Source organism: Streptomyces albus subsp. albus, assembly GCF_000725885.1.
Classification (GTDB): domain Bacteria; phylum Actinomycetota; class Actinomycetes; order Streptomycetales; family Streptomycetaceae; genus Streptomyces; species Streptomyces albus.
On the sequence record NZ_JODR01000001.1, the window covers coordinates 160,157 to 178,407 of the forward strand.

17 protein-coding genes are annotated in these 18,251 nt (G+C 73.3%); 8 read left to right on the forward strand and 9 right to left on the reverse strand.

Annotated elements, in window-relative coordinates:
* Positions 1-146 precede the first annotated feature (146 nt).
* From IO40_RS0100615 to IO40_RS32925, 3 genes are all read left to right on the forward strand, one after another.
* A complete protein-coding gene (locus tag IO40_RS0100615; RefSeq protein ID WP_016472115.1) occupies positions 147-1,097 on the forward strand; it encodes a hypothetical protein in 951 nt (316 codons plus the stop codon).
* 587 nt (positions 1,098-1,684) lie between these two features.
* A complete protein-coding gene (locus IO40_RS0100620) occupies positions 1,685-2,026 on the forward strand; it encodes a PadR family transcriptional regulator (protein WP_016472114.1) in 342 nt (113 codons plus the stop codon).
* On the forward strand, positions 2,023-2,790 hold the full coding sequence (locus IO40_RS32925; protein ID WP_016472113.1) for a hypothetical protein: 768 nt from the start codon (positions 2,023-2,025) through the stop codon (positions 2,788-2,790). Before IO40_RS0100620 ends, IO40_RS32925 begins: the two co-directional genes overlap by 4 nt.
* 5 nt (positions 2,791-2,795) lie before the next feature.
* On the opposite strand, the gene IO40_RS0100630 is transcribed toward IO40_RS32925, so the two are convergent.
* The 4 genes from IO40_RS0100630 to IO40_RS0100645 form a co-directional block, all read right to left on the reverse strand.
* Positions 2,796-3,992 carry a cystathionine gamma-lyase gene (locus tag IO40_RS0100630; protein ID WP_016472112.1) on the reverse strand — a complete coding sequence of 399 codons (1,197 nt, stop codon included), beginning with the start codon at positions 3,990-3,992 and terminating at the stop codon, positions 2,796-2,798.
* Between the two features lie 65 nt (positions 3,993-4,057).
* The gene (locus IO40_RS0100635; protein ID WP_016472111.1) at positions 4,058-4,975 is read right to left on the reverse strand and encodes a fructosamine kinase family protein; all 918 of its coding nucleotides are present in this window, start codon (positions 4,973-4,975) and stop codon (positions 4,058-4,060) included.
* Positions 4,975-5,469: a low molecular weight protein-tyrosine-phosphatase gene (locus tag IO40_RS0100640; RefSeq protein ID WP_030406693.1), complete on the reverse strand. Its 495-nt coding sequence runs from the start codon at positions 5,467-5,469 to the stop codon at positions 4,975-4,977. Before IO40_RS0100640 ends, IO40_RS0100635 begins: the two co-directional genes overlap by 1 nt.
* A 5-nt stretch (positions 5,470-5,474) precedes the next feature.
* A complete protein-coding gene (locus IO40_RS0100645) occupies positions 5,475-5,846 on the reverse strand; it encodes a phage holin family protein (RefSeq protein ID WP_016472109.1) in 372 nt (123 codons plus the stop codon).
* A gap of 273 nt (positions 5,847-6,119) precedes the next feature.
* Between IO40_RS0100645 and IO40_RS0100650 the strand changes: the two genes are divergently transcribed.
* Both IO40_RS0100650 and IO40_RS0100655 read left to right on the forward strand, forming a co-directional pair.
* Positions 6,120-6,437, forward strand: a complete 318-nt coding sequence (locus IO40_RS0100650) for a cupin domain-containing protein (RefSeq protein WP_016472108.1) — start codon at positions 6,120-6,122, stop codon at positions 6,435-6,437.
* Between the two features lie 152 nt (positions 6,438-6,589).
* Positions 6,590-6,805, forward strand: coding sequence for a DUF5326 family protein (locus tag IO40_RS0100655; protein ID WP_016472107.1), 216 nt, complete (start codon positions 6,590-6,592; stop codon positions 6,803-6,805).
* Between the two features lie 55 nt (positions 6,806-6,860).
* Here IO40_RS0100655 and IO40_RS0100660 read toward each other — a convergent pair whose 3' ends face one another.
* Complete coding sequence (locus IO40_RS0100660; protein ID WP_033228214.1) at positions 6,861-8,150, reverse strand: YibE/F family protein; 1,290 nt, start codon at positions 8,148-8,150, stop codon at positions 6,861-6,863.
* A 718-nt stretch (positions 8,151-8,868) separates the two neighbouring features.
* On the opposite strand from IO40_RS0100660, the gene thiC reads away from it, so the two are divergent.
* Both thiC and IO40_RS0100670 read left to right on the forward strand, forming a co-directional pair.
* The gene (gene thiC, locus IO40_RS0100665) at positions 8,869-10,650 is read left to right on the forward strand and encodes a phosphomethylpyrimidine synthase ThiC (protein ID WP_016472104.1); all 1,782 of its coding nucleotides are present in this window, start codon (positions 8,869-8,871) and stop codon (positions 10,648-10,650) included.
* 262 nt (positions 10,651-10,912) lie between these two features.
* A complete protein-coding gene (locus IO40_RS0100670; RefSeq protein WP_016472103.1) occupies positions 10,913-11,416 on the forward strand; it encodes an NUDIX domain-containing protein in 504 nt (167 codons plus the stop codon).
* 220 nt (positions 11,417-11,636) lie between these two features.
* On the opposite strand, the gene IO40_RS39575 is transcribed toward IO40_RS0100670, so the two are convergent.
* From IO40_RS39575 to IO40_RS0100690, 4 genes are all read right to left on the reverse strand, one after another.
* Positions 11,637-13,583, reverse strand: coding sequence for a pyridoxamine 5'-phosphate oxidase family protein (locus tag IO40_RS39575; protein ID WP_324604481.1), 1,947 nt, complete (start codon positions 13,581-13,583; stop codon positions 11,637-11,639).
* A 62-nt stretch (positions 13,584-13,645) separates the two neighbouring features.
* Positions 13,646-15,166: a globin domain-containing protein gene (locus IO40_RS0100680; protein ID WP_078659675.1), complete on the reverse strand. Its 1,521-nt coding sequence runs from the start codon at positions 15,164-15,166 to the stop codon at positions 13,646-13,648.
* A 220-nt stretch (positions 15,167-15,386) separates the two neighbouring features.
* Positions 15,387-16,097 carry an HAD family hydrolase gene (locus tag IO40_RS0100685; protein WP_041968373.1) on the reverse strand — a complete coding sequence of 237 codons (711 nt, stop codon included), beginning with the start codon at positions 16,095-16,097 and terminating at the stop codon, positions 15,387-15,389.
* A gap of 92 nt (positions 16,098-16,189) precedes the next feature.
* Positions 16,190-17,542 carry an MFS transporter gene (locus tag IO40_RS0100690; RefSeq protein ID WP_016472099.1) on the reverse strand — a complete coding sequence of 451 codons (1,353 nt, stop codon included), beginning with the start codon at positions 17,540-17,542 and terminating at the stop codon, positions 16,190-16,192.
* A gap of 167 nt (positions 17,543-17,709) precedes the next feature.
* On the opposite strand from IO40_RS0100690, the gene IO40_RS0100695 reads away from it, so the two are divergent.
* A complete protein-coding gene (locus IO40_RS0100695; protein ID WP_016472098.1) occupies positions 17,710-18,168 on the forward strand; it encodes a MarR family winged helix-turn-helix transcriptional regulator in 459 nt (152 codons plus the stop codon).
* Positions 18,169-18,251 lie beyond the last annotated feature (83 nt).

Here is an 18,251-nt window from a genome sequence, read left to right on the forward strand (position 1 = left end):
TCGTGAACCCACTGCCATCCGGGGCCGTACCGGCCCTACCATCGTCCTTCCCTCGGGGACTTCTCCGTCCGCCGAACCGTCCCGACCCCTCCCGCCCCACCCTCGTCCGGTCGTCTGAGGCCCTACGCCCTACGGAGCATCGGGGGATGCACATGAACAGCGCTCCGCACCTGCTGCGTGAAGACCGGCCCGAGTTCGAGCGGGTCCTCGACGAGGCACTGCGCACCGCTCACCGCCGTCCCGGTCTCGCGGGGATCGGCCGGCGGCTGACCGCCGACCAGCTCCGCACGATGGCGCTCAGCGCCGCCACGGCGATAGCCGCGTGCGCCGAGTCGGAGTACCGGCAGTTCGTCCGGCTGCGCGAGGAGCTGCGCCGTCCGCACGACACGCCCGCCCCCGCCCCCGAGAGCGACGCGGTGGACGACGACGGGACGGGCGGTGCGGGCGCGGCCGTGCGGGAAGCGAGCGAGGGCGGCGGGGGCAGCGTCGGGGACCGGCTGGTCGGGGCCATGGGCGGGGAGAGCCTCGTGGAGGCGACCGGCGCCGGGCTGTTCGCCGTCGTCTCCGTGCTGCTGCCGGTGCTGGCGGGGACCGCGGCCGTCATCTTCCTGCTGCTCGGCTACGCGCTGCACCTGATGTCGCCCGAACCCGCGATGGCGGGCCCCATCCGCAGTGCCGGCTGGGTGTTCGCCGCGCTCGCCGCGGCCGGCGCCCTGCTGGCCATGACGGCGCTGCTGCGGGCCGCGCTGCGCAACGGGGCGAGTTCGGTACGGGCCGACGGCGGCCGGGGCCCCGACCCCGGGGACAGCAGGCTCTCGGAGGAGGTGGCGCTGGCGCGGGCGGCGTGGCGGGAAGCCCTGCTGGAGCGGGGCATCGTGCCGTTCCTCCGCACGGCGCTGGCCGACCCCGACTCCCCGCACCAGGCGCCGACTGCCCACGTCCCGCCGACCGCCCGGCTGGGCTACTCGCACCCGGGCTTCTCCAGCCGTCCGGCCACCGAGCCGGCCCCGGCGGACGGGGGACGAGCCGGACCGCGGTTCAGCAGCCCGGACTACTCCAGCCCGGAGTACGGCGGGCCACAGACCCCGCCCGCATGACGCTCGTCCGGCGCCCCCTGCCCTCCCGCCGGCCTGACGGCCCGTTCGAGCCTCCCGGGGCCCCGCCGGCCTGACAGGCGTGCGGGCCTCCCGGGCGCATTCGCCGGACAGCGCTTCGGCTGTCGGACCCCGCACCGCCTGACGGGCGTGCGGGGCTTCGGGTTCATCGGCCCGACGGCCCTTTCGAGGCCTACCGCACCCCGCACGGCCTGACAGGGCTCCAGCGGCACCCGGCCCCTCGCGGCCCGGCGATCGTTCAAGCCCCCGGCACCCACCGGCCTGACGGGCGTGCGGACTTCCCTGACTCATTCGCGGGACAGCGCTTCGGCTTGCGGTCCCCGCACCGCCTGGCGGGCGTTCGGGGCTCCCGGGTTCATCGGCCCGACGGCCCTTTCGGGGCCTCCCAAGCTCCGTCCAGCCGGACGGGCCTTCGGCGGTTTACTGCCCCGCGCGGCCCGGCGGCTCTTCAGGGGCCCCCGGGTGCATGCCGGGTGGGGCGTCGTCGGGTGCGCAGAACCGTTCCGGCTTCCGGCAGTCGCACAGCCACCTAGGTTGTATTCCTATCTAGGCTGTGGTGTCATCTAGTCATGGCTACCGACCGCCGGGCGAGCTGGCTCAAGGGTGTTCTGGACCTCCTGGTGCTCTCCTGCCTCACCGAGGGCGAGAGCTACGGCTACGCGATCGCCCACACACTCGACGCGGCCGGGCTCGGCCACATCAAGGGCGGCACCCTCTATCCGGTGCTCAACCGCCTGGAGGAAGCCGGGCTGGTGCGGGCCGAGTTCCGCGCCGCCGAACGGGGGCCCGGCCGCCGCTACTACCGGCTGACCGACGAGGGCCGCGCGACCCTGCGCCACCAGAGCGCCCAATGGGAGACGTTCCAGGACTCCGTACGGCGCGTGCTGACCACACCGGGGGGAGAACGATGACGACGACCGGGAACTCCGGGCACTCCGGATACTTCGAGGAACTGGCCGACCGGCTGCGGGCGCACGGGATGGACGAGGAGCGGGTCACCGCCACCATCACCGAACTGCGGGGCCACACGGCCGAGTCCGGCACCGCACCGGCCGAGGAGTTCGGCCCCGCCGACGAGTTCGCCGCGCAGCTCGCGGCCCGCGGCGCCGACGCGGCCGAACCGCACGCCGGCGCCGAGAGGTGGGTGTTCACCAGCGACATCTACGCCGACCGGGACCTGCTCGCCCGGTTCGGGCAGCAGGGCTGGGAGGTGGAGCGGATCGACCGGCTCGGCCGCTTCGTGTGCCGCCGCGCCACCGAACGCCCGATGCGCTGGGAGTACCGGCGCGAGTACGTCCGGCGCTCGCGGCGTGCCGCGCTCGCCGCCGAGCTGGCACCCGACGGCTGGGAACCGTGCGGGAGCTGGACGACGCTCAGCTACTTCAAGCGCCCCGTCTCGGTCAGCGCCGGCCCCGCCGCCGAACTCGCCGAGACACCGCGAACGCCCGAGCGGCGCACCTACTTCACCTCCCGCACCCACGCCCTGATCGCGGTGGGTGTCGTCAGCTGGGCGGTGCTCGTCGTCGTGCTCGTCACCGCGGATGCCGACACCCGCCTGTGGGTGAGCGTGCTGGTCGGCGGTCTGATCGGCGCCGCAGCCGGCTGGGCGGGGGCGCGCAAGGACCACCGCAAGGGCACCACCGGAACGGTCAAGGGCGTGACGGGCCCGTCATGACGGGCTCAGGGCGCCGGTGACGGGGCCGCCTCGTCCAGCGCCCGGCGGAGGTCCCGCACCAGGTCGGCGCTGTCCTCGATGCCGGCCGAGAGCCGTACGAAGCCTTCCGGCACCCTGTCGCCGCCCCAGCGTCCGCGCCGTTCGGCCGTCGAGCGGACCCCGCCGAAGCTGGTGGCCTCCCCCACCAGCCGCAGCCGGGCCAGGAACCGCTCGGCGTGCGCCCGGTCGGGCAGGGTGAAGGAGACGACACAGCCGTAGCGGCTCATCTGACGGGACGCCAGCGGGTGGGCCGGGTCGCCGGGCAGCCCCGGATGGCGCACGTCGCTCACCTCGGGCCTGGCCCGCAGGGCCTCGGCGACGGCGAGCGCGTTCCCGGCCTGCCGCTGGGTGCGCACCTCCAGGGTGGCCAGCGAGCGGTGGGCCAGCCACGCCTCCATCGGTCCGGGGATCGCGCCGACCGTCTTGCGCCAGGCACGCACGGTGGCGGCCAGTTCGGCGTCACGGGTGGCCACGTACCCCAGCAGCACGTCGCCGTGCCCCGTCAGCGCCTTGGTGCCGCTGGCCACCGACAGATCGGCGCCCAGCAGGAGCGGGCGCTGGCCCAGCGGGGTGGCCAGGGTGTTGTCCACGGCCACCAGTGCGCCCCGCTCGTGCGCCGCGTCCGCCAGCCTGCGGATGTCGCACACGTCCAGCCCCGGATTGGACGGGGTCTCCAGCCACAGCAGGCTCGCCCCGTCCAGTTCGGCGAGCTGGGCGTCACCGCCGGTGGGGGCCGTACGCACCTGGACGCCGTTGTTCTCCAGCCGCTCCCGCAGGGCCGCCAGCAGGTTGTAGCCGTCCGAGGGCAGGACCACCGTGCGGCCGGGCCGGGTCAGGGAGAGCAGCACGGCGGAGATCGCGCCCATGCCGGAGGAGAAGACGACCACCTCGGTGTCCGGGTCCCCGGGCACCTCCAGTTCGGCGATCGCCCGCTCCAGCCGGGTCCAGGTGGGGTTGGCGTCCCGCCCGTAGGCGTAGGGGACATCCTCCACCTCGCCCGGCAGGTGGTAGTGCGCGGCGAAGACCGGGCCCGGCAGCGGGGGCTCGTACGGTTCCTCCGTCGGGAGCCCGGCCCGCACCACGCGGGTGCCGTCGGCGTCGTTGGCGGAGCCGTGGTCGAGCCGCCCTCCGGTGAGGGGCCGCTCGTCGTCCGGTGGGGTCATGGTGCATCCTCCTGCTCGCCCGGCGCCGGGGTCGGTCCGCGGGCCGCCGCCCGGTGCCCGACCGGTCAGCCGCCGAGCGCCGCGCGGGCCGCGGCGCCGCTGGAAGCACCGTAACCGCCGCCGAAGAGCACCGCGTGGACGAGCAGGTGCTGCAACTGGTGCAGCGGCACCCGGGCCTGCCGTCCGGGCAGCGGGCGGACCTCCTCGTACGCGGCGAGGACGCGGGGGAGTTCGGGGCAGCCGAACAGCTGGAGCATCGCCAGGTCGGTCTCGGGGTGGCCGCCCTGGGCGGCCGGGTCGATGAGGACCGCGCGGCCGTCCGCCGTCCAGTGCACGTTGCCGGACCACAGGTCACCGTGGATCACGGCGGGCGGCTGCGGCGGCCCGGAGACCTCCTCGTCGCCGAGGCGGTCGCACAGCCGCTCGATGTCCCGTGCGTCCTGGGGCGCCAGGTGTCCGCTGTCCACGGCGGCGCGCAGCAGCGGCAGCAGCCGGTGCTCGGCGTGGAAGCGGGGCCAAGCGGCCGGGTCCGCGACCGGTTCGCGGGGTGAGGTCAGCGGCAGCGGCCCCAGGTAGCAGGGCTCGCCGGGGGTGCCCCAGGAGGGTGCGGGGCTCTCGTGCAGGGCGGCCAGGAGGCGGCCGAACCGTTCGGCGGCGGTCCGGTCGGGTGCGCCGGGCTCCAGCCACTCCAGGACGAGCACGTCGCGTTCGGCGGCGTACACCTCGGGCACGGGCACGGTGCCCGTCGCCCGCAGCCGGGCCAGGCCGGCGGCCTCGGCGGCGAAGAAGTCGGCGGGGGCAGCGTCCAGCGCCTTGGCGAACACCGCGCCGTCCCCGCCGCCCGGGGCATCGCCGAGCACCACCCGGTAGGCGTCGCAGATGGAGCCGCCGCCGACGGGGGAGGCCGCCCGCAGTGGCCGTCCCAGCAGTTCGGCGGTCCGCGCGGCCGGGCGCGGCGCCGGCCGCGGGGACGGGGCGGCCATCAGCCGGCCTCCCGGACGTCGAGGGCGGCGGCGACCTCCGAGAGCAGTCCGGGAACGGCCGCCTCGACCATCTCCAGGCAGGCGGTGAAGCCCTGCCGCCCGCCGTAGTACGGGTCGGGGACGTCCAGGTCGTCCGGATCGGCGTCGGGGTCGTAGGAGCGCAGCAGCCGCACCTTGGCCGCCTCGCCGCTGTTGCGGGCGAGTGCGCGCAGTTCGGCGGCGTGGCCCTCGTCCAGTGCGACGACGAGGTCGTACCGCTCGAACCACTCCGGCTCGAACTGGCGCGCGACGTGGGTGAGCGGGTAGCCCGCGCCCTCCAGCACGGCCGCCGTCCGCGGATCGGCCGGCTCCCCCAGGTGCCAGCCGCCGGTGCCCGCGCTGTCCACCTCGACGAGCCCGTCCAGTCCCGCGTCCCGCACCTGTGCGCGGAAGACGGCCTCGGCCATGGGCGACCGGCAGATGTTGCCCGTGCACACGAAACACACCCGGTACACGGCGGTCACTCCCGGTCCAGCGCCATGTGCAGCGCCCAGGAGACGACCGAGATGATCAGGCCGCCGAGGAACGCCGCCCCGAAGCCGTCCACGTGGAAGCTGACGTCCAGTTTGTCGGCCACCCAGGAGGTGAGCATCAGCATCAGCGCGTTGATGACCAGGGTGAACAGGCCGAGCGTGAGCACCAGCAGCGGCAGCGCCAGCAGCTTGACGACCGGCTTGACCACGACGTTGACGACGCCGAAGATCAAAGCCACGACGAGCAGTGTGAGGGCCTTCTCGCCCCCCGAACCGCCGGTCAGTGCGATGCCGCCGATCAGCCAGGTCGCCACGGCGAGAGCCGCGGCGTTGGCCAGCGTCTTGATGAGAAAGTTCATGAACAGATCGTGACAGAGACCGGGGCCGAAGCGGTGAGCCCGGTGACGTGGGACCGGCTGCGGGACCACGGGGTACGACCGGGCGGGACGGGAAGAAGACGGCGCAGGGGCGGGCGGAGCCGGGAGGGGACGCGGGGAAGCGCGGGGTACGGCGGCGGGCGGCCGGACGCGGTGGGGCACAGTGGTGCTCGACAGCGGACCACAGTGGACGACAGCGGACGACGAGACGCAGCCCGCGCACGCACCGACGGGCAGGGACGAGAGGGGACAGCGGTGAAGGCATTCCGGCTGGAGGAACTGGAAGCGGAACGCGCCGCCAACGACGGCGCCTATCTGCGGTTCCTGCGGGAGAGGAACATGTCGGCCGGGCTCTACGCGCTCGACGCCGGCGCCACCGACCCCCAACAGCCGCACGCCCAGGACGAGATCTACTTCGTCGCCAGCGGACGCGCCTCCCTGACCGTCGGCGACGAGACGACGCAGGTGGCGCGGGGCAGCGTCGTCCACGTCCCGGCCGGGGTGCCGCACAAGTTCCACCACATCACCGAGGACCTGCGCGTTCTCGTCGTCTTCTCACCCCCGGAAGGCTGAGACCGCACCCGACGCTCGTCAGGGTTGACTCAGGGTCGGGTTCAGGGGACGACGGGGGCCACAGCAGCCCCACCGGCTTGCCGACCGCCCTAGCATCGAAGCCAGAGGGCACGAGAAGCCTTCGACCACACCAAGAGACGGAGCACACACTCATGGACGCGAAAGGCACCCTCGCCGGCCTGCCCTGGTGGGTCACATGGATCGTCATACCCGTGATCGCCCTGGTCGTCTTCGGCGGGCTGATCGCGAGCCTCGTCGGCTTCCTCGTCGGCCTCCTGTTCAAGGTGCTGGTCTTCGTCGCCCTGGTCGGCGGCGTGGTCTACCTCGTCCGCCGCTTCAAGGCGGGCTCCTCCCGCAGCGACTGGTAGCCGCCGCTCCGGTCGGCGACGGGCCCACCGCGAAGGCCCGCCCGCCGGGCCGCCGTCAGGACTGTCGCTTCGGCTTCCGCCGTCGCCCGCCCCGGCGGGCGGCGGCCGGCGCCGCGGGAACGGCGGGCTCCCCAGGAGCCGGAGGCCCCGCGGGAGCGGCGGCCCCGACGGCCGGCCGGGAGCGGTCGGCCGAGACCACGAGCGCCGCGAGCAGGGTGGTCACCGGCACGGACGCCACCAGCCCGATGGACCCGACGAGGGTCCGGATGATCTCCTCGGCCACCACCTCGCTGGTGGCCACCATCGTCACATCGCTCCGCGCGATGGAGAACAGCAGCAGCAGCGGCAGCGCCGCCCCCGCGTACGCCAGCACCAGGGTGTTGACCACGGACGCGATGTGGTCGCGCCCGATCCGCATCGCGGACCGGTAGATCTTGACCCAGCTCGCCCCCGGATCGGCCTCCCTCAGCTCCCACACGGCGGACGTCTGGGTGACCGTCACGTCGTCCAGCACCCCGAGCGAGCCGATCAGCACCCCGGCCAGCAGCAGACCGCGGATCTCGATTCCGGGGTAGAGGCCGTGCACCAGCCCCGTCTGGTCGTCGGTGTTGCCCGTCAGCTGGGCCCAGTCGATGAACAGCGAACCCAGCAGCCCGATCAGCAGCAGGGACACCAGCGTCCCCAGTACCGCCACCGACGTTCGCGCGGACAGACCGTGGCACAGATACAGCGTGGCCAGCATGATGGCGCTGCCCCCGACCACGGCGACCACCAGCGGATTGGAGCCCTGGAGTATCGCCGGCAGGATGAACAGCGTCAGCACCGCGAAACTGATGACGAGCCCCGCCAGCGCCAGCACGCCGCGCAACCGCCCGATCGCCACCACCACCACGGCGAACACGGCGGCGAGCAGCACCATCGGCACATCACGGTTGGTGTCGATGACGCTGTACTGGAGCTCACGCGGCGCCTTCTCGGAGTACGCGACGACGACCTTCTGCCCCGCCTCGTAGCTGCGGGTGGCATCAGGCGGCACGACCTCGGTGAAGGTGCGGCCCGCGTCCTTGCCCTCGGTGATCTCCACCGTCGCCTTGCGGCACGGCCCGTGCGCCCCCGAGCCCTCCCCCGGCGCGGCGCCCTGCTGCTGGGTGCCGCCGCCCGAACCGGCAGGCGGCTGGCGCACGTTGACGTCCTCGCAGTCGACCTCGACCAGCTTGGTGATCCGGGCGCCGAAGGTCGGCCGGTCGAAGCCCAGCCCCGAGTGGTCGTGCTGATGTCCGGGCGCACCGCCGGGCCACAGCACCACGAGTCCGGTCAGCACCGCCACCGCGAACGGCACCAGCACGGCGGCGATGACCTTCCGCAGATGCCGCGAGACGGGCGCGGCGGGCCCGTGACTGTGGCCGTGGCCGTGGCCGTGGCTGTGGCCGTGACCGGCTCCGTGGCCGTGACCGGTTCCGTGGCCGTGACCGGTTCCGTGGCCGGGCGCGTGCGCCTGCCCGTGTCCGGGACCGTTTCCGTGCCCCTGGCCATGTCCGGCTCCGTGGCCGTGGCCGGGCGCGTGCGTTTGTCCGTGGCCCGGCCCCTGGCCCTGTGCCTGGTCGTGCCGCCCCTGGTCCCGTGCCCGGTCGTGGACATGGCCCTGCTCCTGCTCGTGGACATGGCCCTGCGCCCGGGCGGGCCTGCGGCCGGGCCCGGGGACCTGGCCCGGCCCCGGCTGCGGGTACGGGCCGGCTCCCGGGCCACCGCCCCGGCCCGGGGGAGGGCCCGGCGGTCCGTACGAGGGGCCCGGCGGGCCGTACGAAGGGCCGGGCGGAGGGCCGTCGGGGCGCGTCGGTCGGTCCGGCGAGTGCGAAGGGGTCACCGACCGATCATCGCAAGAACGGCCATGCGGGGTGTTCAGTCCGGGCGGTGTGCCGTTAGCGTAGAGGCGCCTTTGCACATCGCGGGAGCTCCGAGCACGGGGCTGAGAGGGCGCTGACCTCCGTGGAAGGGACCACGGAAGCAGCTGCGCCGACCGCCGAACCTGTTACCGGGTAATGCCGGCGTAGGGAGTGGGTCTCATGACCACGCAGGATGCACACGCGCGCGCCGAGAACGCGACGGACACCGCCGCGGCCGGGAAGGCCCTCGGCTCGCACAAGGGATATCTGCAAGGACCGCGCCCGGACATCCGGGTCCCCGTCCGACGGGTGCATCTCACCAACGGCAAGGACGTGACGCTCTACGACACCTCCGGGCCGTACACCGATCCCGCAATCGACACCGACGTGCGCCGCGGTCTCGCACCGCTGCGCGAGAACTGGATCGTCCAGCGGGGCGACACCGAGGAGTACGCGGGCCGCGAACTGCGGCCCGAGGACGACGGCATCAAGCACACCAGCCCACGCGGTGGACTGCGCAACCTGGACGCCGTCTTCCCGGGGCGGCCACGCCAGCCCCGCCGCGGGCGGAACGGCGCCTCCGTCACGCAACTCGCCTACGCCAAGCGGGGCGAGATCACACCGGAGATGGAGTTCGTGGCGCTCCGGGAGAACCTGTCCGCCGAGTTCGTGCGGGACGAGATCGCCGCGGGCCGCGCCGTACTGCCCGCGAACGTCAACCATCCCGAGACCGAGCCGATGATCATCGGGAAGAACTTCCTGGTGAAGGTCAACGCCAACATCGGCAACTCGGCCGTCACCTCCTCCATCGAGGAGGAGGTGGAGAAGATGACGTGGGCGACCCGCTGGGGCGCCGACACCGTCATGGACCTGTCCACCGGGCGCAACATCCACACCACACGCGAGTGGGTGCTGCGCAACTCGCCCGTGCCCATCGGCACCGTGCCGCTCTACCAGGCGCTGGAGAAGGTGGACGGCAAGGCGGAGGAACTGTCCTGGGAGGTCTACAAGGACACCGTCATCGAACAGTGCGAACAGGGCGTCGACTACATGACGGTGCACGCGGGCGTACTGCTGCGCTATGTGCCGCTGACCGCCCGCCGCAAGACCGGCATCGTCTCGCGCGGCGGCTCCATCATGGCCGCCTGGTGCCTGGCGCACCACAAGGAGAGCTTCCTCTACGAGCACTTCAGCGAGCTGTGCGAGATCCTGCGCACCTACGACGTGACGTTCTCGCTCGGCGACGGCCTGCGCCCCGGCTCCATCGCGGACGCCAACGACGCCGCGCAGATGGCCGAGTTGGACACCCTCGGCGAGCTGAACCGGATCGCCAAGGCGCACGACGTGCAGACCATGATCGAGGGCCCGGGCCATGTGCCCATGCACAAGATCAAGGAGAACGTCGACCGCCAGCAGGAGGTCTGCGAGGAGGCACCGTTCTACACCCTGGGCCCCCTCACGACCGACATCGCGCCGGCCTACGACCACATCACCAGCGGCATCGGCGCCGCGATGATCGGCTGGTGGGGCACCGCGATGCTCTGCTACGTCACGCCGAAAGAACACCTGGGGCTGCCGGACAAGGACGACGTCAAGACCGGCGTGATCACCTACAAGATCGCCGCACACGCCGCCGACCTGGCCAAGGGCCACCCCGGCGCCCAGCAGTGGGACGACGCGCTGTCCGACGCGCGGTTCGAGTTCCGCTGGGAGGACCAGTTCAACCTGGCCCTCGACCCCGAGACGGCACGCGCCTTCCACGACGAGACGCTGCCTGCCGAACCGGCCAAGACCGCGCACTTCTGCTCCATGTGCGGACCCAAGTTCTGCAGCATGAAGATCTCCCAGGAGATCCGTGAGCAGCACGGGGCCACCATGGAGGAGGTCGAAGCGGGAATGGCCGAGAAGTCCCGGGAGTTCGCCGCCGCGGGCAACCGGGTGTACCTGCCGCTGGCCGACTGACCCCGGCAGCCGCCGTGTGGCCGCCCGCCCTGCCCCTGGGCGGGCGGCCACACAGGTGAGGGCGGTTCGCAGCTCCCCCCTCGTGCCACGAACCGCCCGGCTCTACGCGCGAAGCTGCGCGCGGGAACACAAGAGTAGTTGACTGAGCGTCAGTGTCCAATCACCTATCGATATAGGCGCATCGAGAGATTTACTCGGTTCGACACGTAGGGTGACCGAAGCGGAGGGTTTGACCCCAGCCACCACGGGCCAGACCTCCTGCATGTTCGTGGAACGTCCCGTGCTCAAACGGACCGCGCGCGCCGTACTCCTCGCCCCCTCCGACGGCCCGGGCCCCGGGGAACTGATCCTCATCAAACGCACCAAACCCGGACGCGAACCGTACTGGATCACCCCCGGCGGCGGCGTCGAACCCGGCGTCGACCGCACCGTCGTCGACGCGCTGCACCGCGAGGTCGCCGAGGAACTCGGCGCCCGGATCACCGACGTCGTCCCGGCCTTCGTGGACACGGTCAGTGACCCCGAAGAAACACCGGGCGGCGTGAAAGTGCAGCATTTCTTCGCCTGCCGGCTCGTCTCCATGGACCCGAGCCTCCGTCACGGACCCGAAGTCGAGGCCCCCTGCGGCGAGTACGAGATCGTCCGGCTCCCCTTCACGCCCGCGGGCGTGACCTCCGTCGGACTCGTCCCGGCGACCCTGCGCTCCTATCTGGCCGCCAACATCGAGGGCGTGCACGCCCTCCTCGCGCCCGATCTGGGGCGGTGACACACAGGACCGCCCCCGCGCCCCTCCCGGCCCCTCGGTCCGTTCAGGCGCTGGGGCCCTCGGTTCCCTGCCAGCCCCTTCGGCGCCCTCAGCCCTTCAGTTCCCTTCAGCCCTTCAGTTCCTTCCGCCCTTCGCCTGAAGGGCCGCGGGCGGCTGCCGCGCTGCCGTCTCCCATCGGCCTGCCGCCCTGCTGCCCTGCCCTGCCCTGCCGCCCGAATTTTCAGCCGAACCAGCCCTGGAACGCCCGGTCCGCACGCTCGCTCTCCATCTCGGCGCCCCTCCGCTGTGCCTCGGCCAGCGCCCGTTCGGCCTCCCTGCGCCAGGCGGAGACGTGCCGCGAATAGACGTCCTCGTCCCCGTCCTCGCCGCTCTCGCCGCCCTCGACGGCACCGCCCCGCGCCGTGATGGCGGCGGAGACCGCCGATGCCGCGCTCGGCCTCGTGGGCCGCGACGGCGCGGCATGCCGCCCGCGCGAGACCCGCGCCGGCACCGGCGCCACCTCGTGCGACGGCACGGCCCGGGGAGACGGGACCGGCGCCCGGTGCGCCTCCTGGGGCAGCCCCGCGCCTGGCGCTCCTCCTGTTGCCGGCGGGCCCGGTTCGGCGGGGGAGGGAGCGGAAGGACCGGCGCCGTCGGCCGGGGCGTGGGGCGGGTACGCCGGCAGGGGCGGCACCGTGGGGGGCGGTCCCGCGGCCGTGACCGCCGCGTCGGAGTCCGCGCCATGGGACCCGGCGCCTCCGGCCGCGGCCCCCGACCCGCCCAGGGGCCAGCCGGGCGCCGGCAGCCAGCCCGGCGCGGGGACGCCCGGCACCCGACCGCCCGGCACCGCCGCGTCCGCGCTCGGCGGAGCGCCCGCGGTGTCCGGGGCGTTCCCCACCGGCTGGGTGTTCGCCATCGGCGGGGTGTTCGCCTGGGCGGAGTGGTCCGTGGTGGCGGCCGGTGCGGGTGGGTTGCCCGTGGCGGAGGGGTTCCCCGCATCACTGCCCGGGCCCGGCAGGGTGCCTGCGACCGACGGAACCCGACCACCGTTCAGACCACCGTCCGGACCGCCCTTCGGCGGGACCTCCGCGGCCGACGCGGCGTCCCGGGCCGGACGGCCTCCCGTGGCCGGGGCGGGGTGCGTTCCCGGGGAGGCGTCCGTGGCCGGCGAGCCTCCCAGCACTGGCGGGGCCCCAGTGACCGGAGCGGCTGCCGGAGACCCGCCCGCCGCCGTTTCGGGGCCCGCCACCGACGCGGTGTCCGCCACCGATGCGGAGTCCGTCGTCGGCCCGGTGTCGCGCGTCGGCGCGGAGTCCGTCCCCGGCGCGGAGTCCGTCGTCAGGGCGGAGCCGGCGGCCTGCGCGGAGCCGGCGGCCCGTGCTGCGTCAGCAACCGGAGTGGGGACCGCCCGCGCGGGGGCCGCCGGGCCGGGGGTCGCCGGTGTGGTCGTCGTCGGGGTGGTGCGGGTCGGTTCCGACTCGTTCGCGGCGCGCGCCTTGCGTGCCTCACGGGCGTCGCGGGCCGCGCCGAAGAAGTCGCCGCCCTTGCGCTTGTAGTCGTCGGTGCCCCAGTCCCGCGCGGAGCGGCGGGGTGCCTTCTGAAGGTGCGGTATGTGCTTGGCGCAGTGGATGTACGCCTCCTCCACGTCGATGCGCACCCACAGCACGGCCCGTCGCCCCGGCACCGGGTCCTCGGGCAGGTCGGGGACCCAGGGGCGCAGTTCGGCGTCGTCCAGTACTTCGGCGCGGCCGTTGATGTGCAGCCCGATGCGGGCGCGGAGGAAGTCGATGAGGATGAGCCCGGCGTGCGGGTTCTCCTGGATGTTGCCGAGGCTGGCGTGGACGCCGTTGCCGCGGTACTCGGGGAAGACGAGCGTCCTCTCGTCGAGTACCCGCAGGAAGCCGGGCGGGCCGGCCCGGAAGCTGTTGTCGCACTCGCCGTTGCGGTCGGCCGTGGCGAGGAAGAACATCTCCTGCCGGCCCACGAAGTCCCGCATGCGCGCGTTGAGGTGGTCGAGCACCTGGTCGTCGTAGAAGCGGTTGGCGCGGTTCTGGGACCCGATGCGCTCCTGGAGGGCGTGTTCGCCGTCGCTGCCGGGGCGTCTTCTGGGCGGCGGCGGCCCGTAGCGGGCGTGTCCCGCGTGCCCGGTGGGTCCGTCCCCGTCGCCGTGTCCGTTCGCCTCACTCACCGCCGACATTCGTCCCTTTCTTCGAACCGGTCGTCCCGCGCCGTGCCGGAGCACCCCATCACTCAGGCCCCCTGTGCGACCAGTTCGTCGAGCGAATCGTGGCGTATGCGGTGGGTGGGGATGCCGAGTCCGACGAGTGTCTCGACCGCGATCCGGATCATTCCTGGCGGACCGGACAGGTACCCGTCGTAGGCGGACCAGGGCCCGTATCTGCGGACCGCGTCGGGGAGTTCACCGGCGAGCGCGTCGGGCGCGTCGGGGGTGCGGCCGGCGGCGACGACAGGGCGTACGGACAGCCAGTCGTAGCGGTCCTGGAGCCGCAGCATGGTGTCCAGGTCGTAGAGGTCGTGGTCGGTACGGGCGCCGTAGAAGACCTCCACGGGGCGGGGCCTACCCCGCCCGGCCACGTCCTCGACCAGGGCCTTGATGGGGGCGATGCCGGTGCCGCCGCCCAGGCACAGCAGTCCGCTGTCGGCGCTGTGGTCGACGGTCATCGAACCGGCGGGCGGCCCGAGCCGCAGCACGTCGCCGGGGCGGGCACGCTGCACGAGGGCGGTGGAGACCCAGCCGGCGGGAACGGCCTTGACGTGGAAGGTCAGCAGCCCGTCGGAGCGGGGCGCGGACGCGAACGAGTAGTGCCGCCACACGCGCGGCCACCAGGGGGTCTCCAGGCTGGTGTACTGGCCGGCGCGGAAGGGGTAGGGCTGGTCGGGACGGACGGTGATGACAGCGATGTCGGCGGTGCGGCGCTCGTGGGAGACGATCTCCGCGTCCCACCAGGGCGGCGAGTGGCGCTCGGCCTCGGCCGCGGCGTCGATCATCGTCTGGGAGATCGCGGTGTAGGCACGCACCCACGCCGCCTCGGTGCGCGGGCCCCAGGTGCGGGGCGTGTAGCGGGCGAGCGCCGCCATCAGGCATTCGCCGACGGCCGGGTAGTGGGTGGGCAGGGTGCCGTACTTGCGGTGGCCCCGGCCGAGGCCGGAGAGGTAGTCGCCGAGGAGTTTGCCGTCGTCGTAGAGGCGTACGGCCGTCAGCAGTGCGCGGAAGAGCCGGTCGCGCTGGCCGTCCATGGCGGCGGGGAACATCTCGCGCAGGTGCGGGTACTGGACGAAGAGCAGGGCGTAGAAGTACGCGGTCGCGGCGTCGGAGGAACGTTCCAGCTCCGCCATGCTGGCCCGGATCAGGTCCGCGTCCCCCAGCTCGGTGCCCTCGGCAGGAACGATTCCGCCGGTCTCGGCGGGGGCGCCGCCCGTACCGGCTCCCGCAACGGCTCCCGCGCCGCCCCCCGTTCCGCCGGGGCCGGCCCATCGGGCGTCAGCCGTACCGCCGTCGCCCCGCCCACCACCCGGAGCACCGGCCACCGGGCGCAAGCCGCGCACGGCGCGCAACCTGCTGAGGGCGGGGGTGCCGGCCGCCGCGGGCGCGCCCGCCGTCTTCGGCGTCGCGCCGGGGGGCTGTCCGGTGGTTCCGTCATCTGCCGGAGCGGGGCGCTCCGCGGGTGCCGCATCGGACGCCGGGGTGAACCACCCCCGTCCGCCGTTGCCACCGGCGGACGCTCCGTCGCTGCCCGACATGGTGGTCATGCTCGCCTCGCCTCGCACATCCTCCGGACGTCACATGTGCCGTCCGTGTTCCGAAAGTTTCGGCAATCCGCTCCCTGTGAACATCGTGCGGGGAACGCGCGGAAACCGTCGCCGTCCTCAAACACGATGCGGGAGGGACCCGACCATACCGTGAAGGCATCACTCCACAACCCCCGTTCGCGGTTCCGCCGAATTCCGTGATTCGGAACACCGCGGCGAATTACCGCGGCCGGGATACGAGTCCGTACGCCTCACGCAGATCGCGGCCGTTGTAGTGGTGGGAGGCTAGAGAGCGCACGTGGTGGTCGGCGTTGACGGCGACCGAGACGGGTACGGTGGCGAACAGCGCGGCGTCCGACATGGAGTCGCCGTAGGCGACGCAGTCCTGGGCGTGTACCCCGAATTCGGCACAGAGTTGCCCCGCGATCTTCACCTTGGAGCCCGGCGAGAGAATCCCGGAAGGGTCGAGGGGACGCAACGGATACTTCGTACCTCCGTTCGGCATTGCACGCGGAACCTCCGGCCAGTGAGAACCGTGCGTAGCGTCGGCCCCCCACTCCTGTAGTCGCCGCACAAAAAAATCCGGCGAGAGCGAAATCACCGCGCAGTGCTCGCCGTCGGCCCTGATCCTGGCCCAGACCTCGCGAATACCCGCCAGCCAGGGCGCACCGTCGAACGCGGCGTGCACGATCTCGTCGGTCAGCTCCGTCCACAGCGCGCAGGCCCGCGCGGCGAACTGCGGCGGCGTCAGCCCGCCTGCCGCGAAGGCCGCTTCGAGCTGCCGGATCTCCCGCTCGACGCCCAACTGCTGGGAGATCTCCACCGCCGCCGCCGAACCGTACAGGAGGGTGCCGTCGAGATCGAAGAGGTGCAGCCTGGGGCGGCGCCGCCCCGGCACGGGTCGCGTCCTCGTCCGCTGAGCCGGGTCCATGCGCCGATCGTACGAGGAACACCGGCGGCCCGACGAGGGAGTGCCCCCCGGGGTGGAGCCCCCGGGGTGGAGCCCCCCGGGGGCGGCGGGTCTCAGACGTTGCCGGTCCCGGCCGAGGAGCACGCGGCACTGCTCTGCACCGACGACACCGGGGACACCGACGACGCCGGGGACACCGACGACGCAGGGGAGAGCGACGGTGCCGGGGACGCCGAGCCCGCGCGGACCGGGGAGCCCTCGTGCGCCCGGGCCGTCCCCGTCGGCCGGCGCCGCTCCAGCAGGGCGGAGGCCGCCGCCAGGACGAGGGCGCCGACGGTGAGCGCGGCGCCCACCGGATTGGGCGAGGTGGGGCCGAACCCGGCGTCGAGGACCAGCCCGCCGAGCCAGGCGGCCAGCGCGTTGCCGAGATTGAAGGCGCCGATGTTCATGGCCGAGGCCAGGGTGGGCGCCTCAGCCGTCTGGTCCAGCACCCGCTTCTGCAGGGGCGGTACGGTCGCGAACCCGAAGGCGCCGATCAGGGCCAGGGTGACGGCTGCGGCGACCTTGTCGTGCGCGGTGAGGGTGAAGACCGCCAGCGCCACGGCGAGCGCGATCAGCGCGGTGAAGAGCAGCGGCAGCAGGGCCCGGTCCGCGAAGCGTCCGCCGGCCAGGTTCCCGGCGACCATGCCGACGCCGAAGAGGACCAGCAGCCAGGTCACGGAGCTGTCGGCGTATCCGGCGGCCTGCGTCATCATCGGCGCGATGTAGGTGAGGGCGGCGAACACGCCGCCGAAGCCGAGGACGGTCATCCCCATCGCGAGCAGCACCTGCACGTTGCGGAAGGCGGCGAGTTCGCTGCGGATCCGGGACCCGGTCCCCTGCCCGGCGCCCCGCGCCGGGCCGGAGCCGGCCTCGGGCGCTACCTGCTGGGGCACCAGCGCGGCGACTCCGGCCAGCCCGAGGACCCCGAGGGCGGCCACCGCCGCGAAGGTGACCCGCCAGCCGGCCTGCTGTCCCAGCAGGGTGCCGAGGGGTACGCCGACCACGTTGGCGACGGTGAGCCCCGTGAACATCAGGGAGATGGCGGCGGCCTTGCGGTGCGGGGCCACGAGGCCGGCCGCGACGATCGAGCCGATGCCGAAGAAGGCGCCGTGCGCGAGGGAGGCCACCACCCGGCCCGCGAGCATCACGCCGAAGACGGGCGCGACCGCGGAGATCAGATTGCCGAGGACGAACAGCCCCATCAGAAGCATCAGCATCCGCTTGTGCGGGATGCGGGTGCCGAGGATCGCGAAGACGGGGGCGCCGAGCAGGACCCCCACCGCGTAGCCGGAGGCCAAATAGCCGGCGGTGGGGACGGAGACGCCGAAGTCGGCGGCGACCTCGGGCAGCAAACCCATGATCACGAACTCGGTCGTCCCGATACCGAAGGCACCGACGGCGAGTGCCAGCAGGGCGAGAGGCATGAGCGGGCCTTCCCACAGTAGATGCGTATAACGTTTAGCAGCGTGCACATTAATTGCACACGCCTGCTATTTGCAAGCGCGGGTATACCGTCGAATGGCCTACTCTTGGTGGGGAGCCCCGTGGACGAGCGAACGAGGCAGCTCGTCGACGACGGAAGGAGCCCCCGATGACCCAGCGCCCCGACCCCGGCCTCGCGCACGGCTGGTGCGCGCTCTCCGCCCTGCACGGCCGGATCGAGGCACACATCGAACGGGCCCTCCAGACCGGCCACGGCCTCAGCGTGCGGGAGTTCTCCCTCCTGGACGTGCTCAGCGAGCAGCACGACGGGGACGGCGGCCACTTCCGGATGCACCAGCTCGCCGACGCCGTCGTCCTGAGCCAGAGCGCGACGACCCGGCTCGTCACCCGGCTCGAGGACCGCGGGCTGCTGCGGCGGTACCTGTGCCCCGACGACCGGCGCGGCATCTACACCGACGTCACCGAGGCGGGCCACGCCCTCCTCGACGCGGCCCGCCCCACCCACAACGCGGCCCTCCGCGAAGCACTCGACGCCGCCGAGGCCCGGCCCGAGCTGGCCCCGCTGGTCGCGGCAGTCCGCTCCCTCCCGGCGGAACGGCAGGCGTAGCTCATCCGCGCCGGCCGGCCGGCGCCCGCCGCGGCCGTGCCCGTGGAACGGGGGGCGTAGGCTGCGGAGGATGACCACCGCAG

Bases quoted from the DNA above. Each gene is read 5' to 3' on its own strand.
- IO40_RS0100615 (WP_016472115.1), top strand. From the start codon at position 147: ATGCACATGAACAGCGCTCCGCACCTGCTGCGTGAAGACCGGCCCGAG.
- IO40_RS0100620 (WP_016472114.1), top strand. From the start codon at position 1,685: ATGGCTACCGACCGCCGGGCGAGCTGGCTCAAGGGTGTTCTGGACCTC.
- IO40_RS32925 (WP_016472113.1), top strand. From the start codon at position 2,023: ATGACGACGACCGGGAACTCCGGGCACTCCGGATACTTCGAGGAACTG.
- IO40_RS0100630 (WP_016472112.1), bottom strand. From the start codon at position 3,992: ATGACCCCACCGGACGACGAGCGGCCCCTCACCGGAGGGCGGCTCGAC.
- IO40_RS0100635 (WP_016472111.1), bottom strand. From the start codon at position 4,975: ATGGCCGCCCCGTCCCCGCGGCCGGCGCCGCGCCCGGCCGCGCGGACC.
- IO40_RS0100645 (WP_016472109.1), bottom strand. From the start codon at position 5,846: ATGAACTTTCTCATCAAGACGCTGGCCAACGCCGCGGCTCTCGCCGTG.
- IO40_RS0100655 (WP_016472107.1), top strand. From the start codon at position 6,590: ATGGACGCGAAAGGCACCCTCGCCGGCCTGCCCTGGTGGGTCACATGG.
- thiC (WP_016472104.1), top strand. From the start codon at position 8,869: ATGACCACGCAGGATGCACACGCGCGCGCCGAGAACGCGACGGACACC.
- IO40_RS0100670 (WP_016472103.1), top strand. From the start codon at position 10,913: ATGTTCGTGGAACGTCCCGTGCTCAAACGGACCGCGCGCGCCGTACTC.
- IO40_RS0100680 (WP_078659675.1), bottom strand. From the start codon at position 15,166: ATGACCACCATGTCGGGCAGCGACGGAGCGTCCGCCGGTGGCAACGGC.
- IO40_RS0100685 (WP_041968373.1), bottom strand. From the start codon at position 16,097: ATGGACCCGGCTCAGCGGACGAGGACGCGACCCGTGCCGGGGCGGCGC.
- IO40_RS0100690 (WP_016472099.1), bottom strand. From the start codon at position 17,542: ATGCCTCTCGCCCTGCTGGCACTCGCCGTCGGTGCCTTCGGTATCGGG.
- IO40_RS0100695 (WP_016472098.1), top strand. From the start codon at position 17,710: ATGACCCAGCGCCCCGACCCCGGCCTCGCGCACGGCTGGTGCGCGCTC.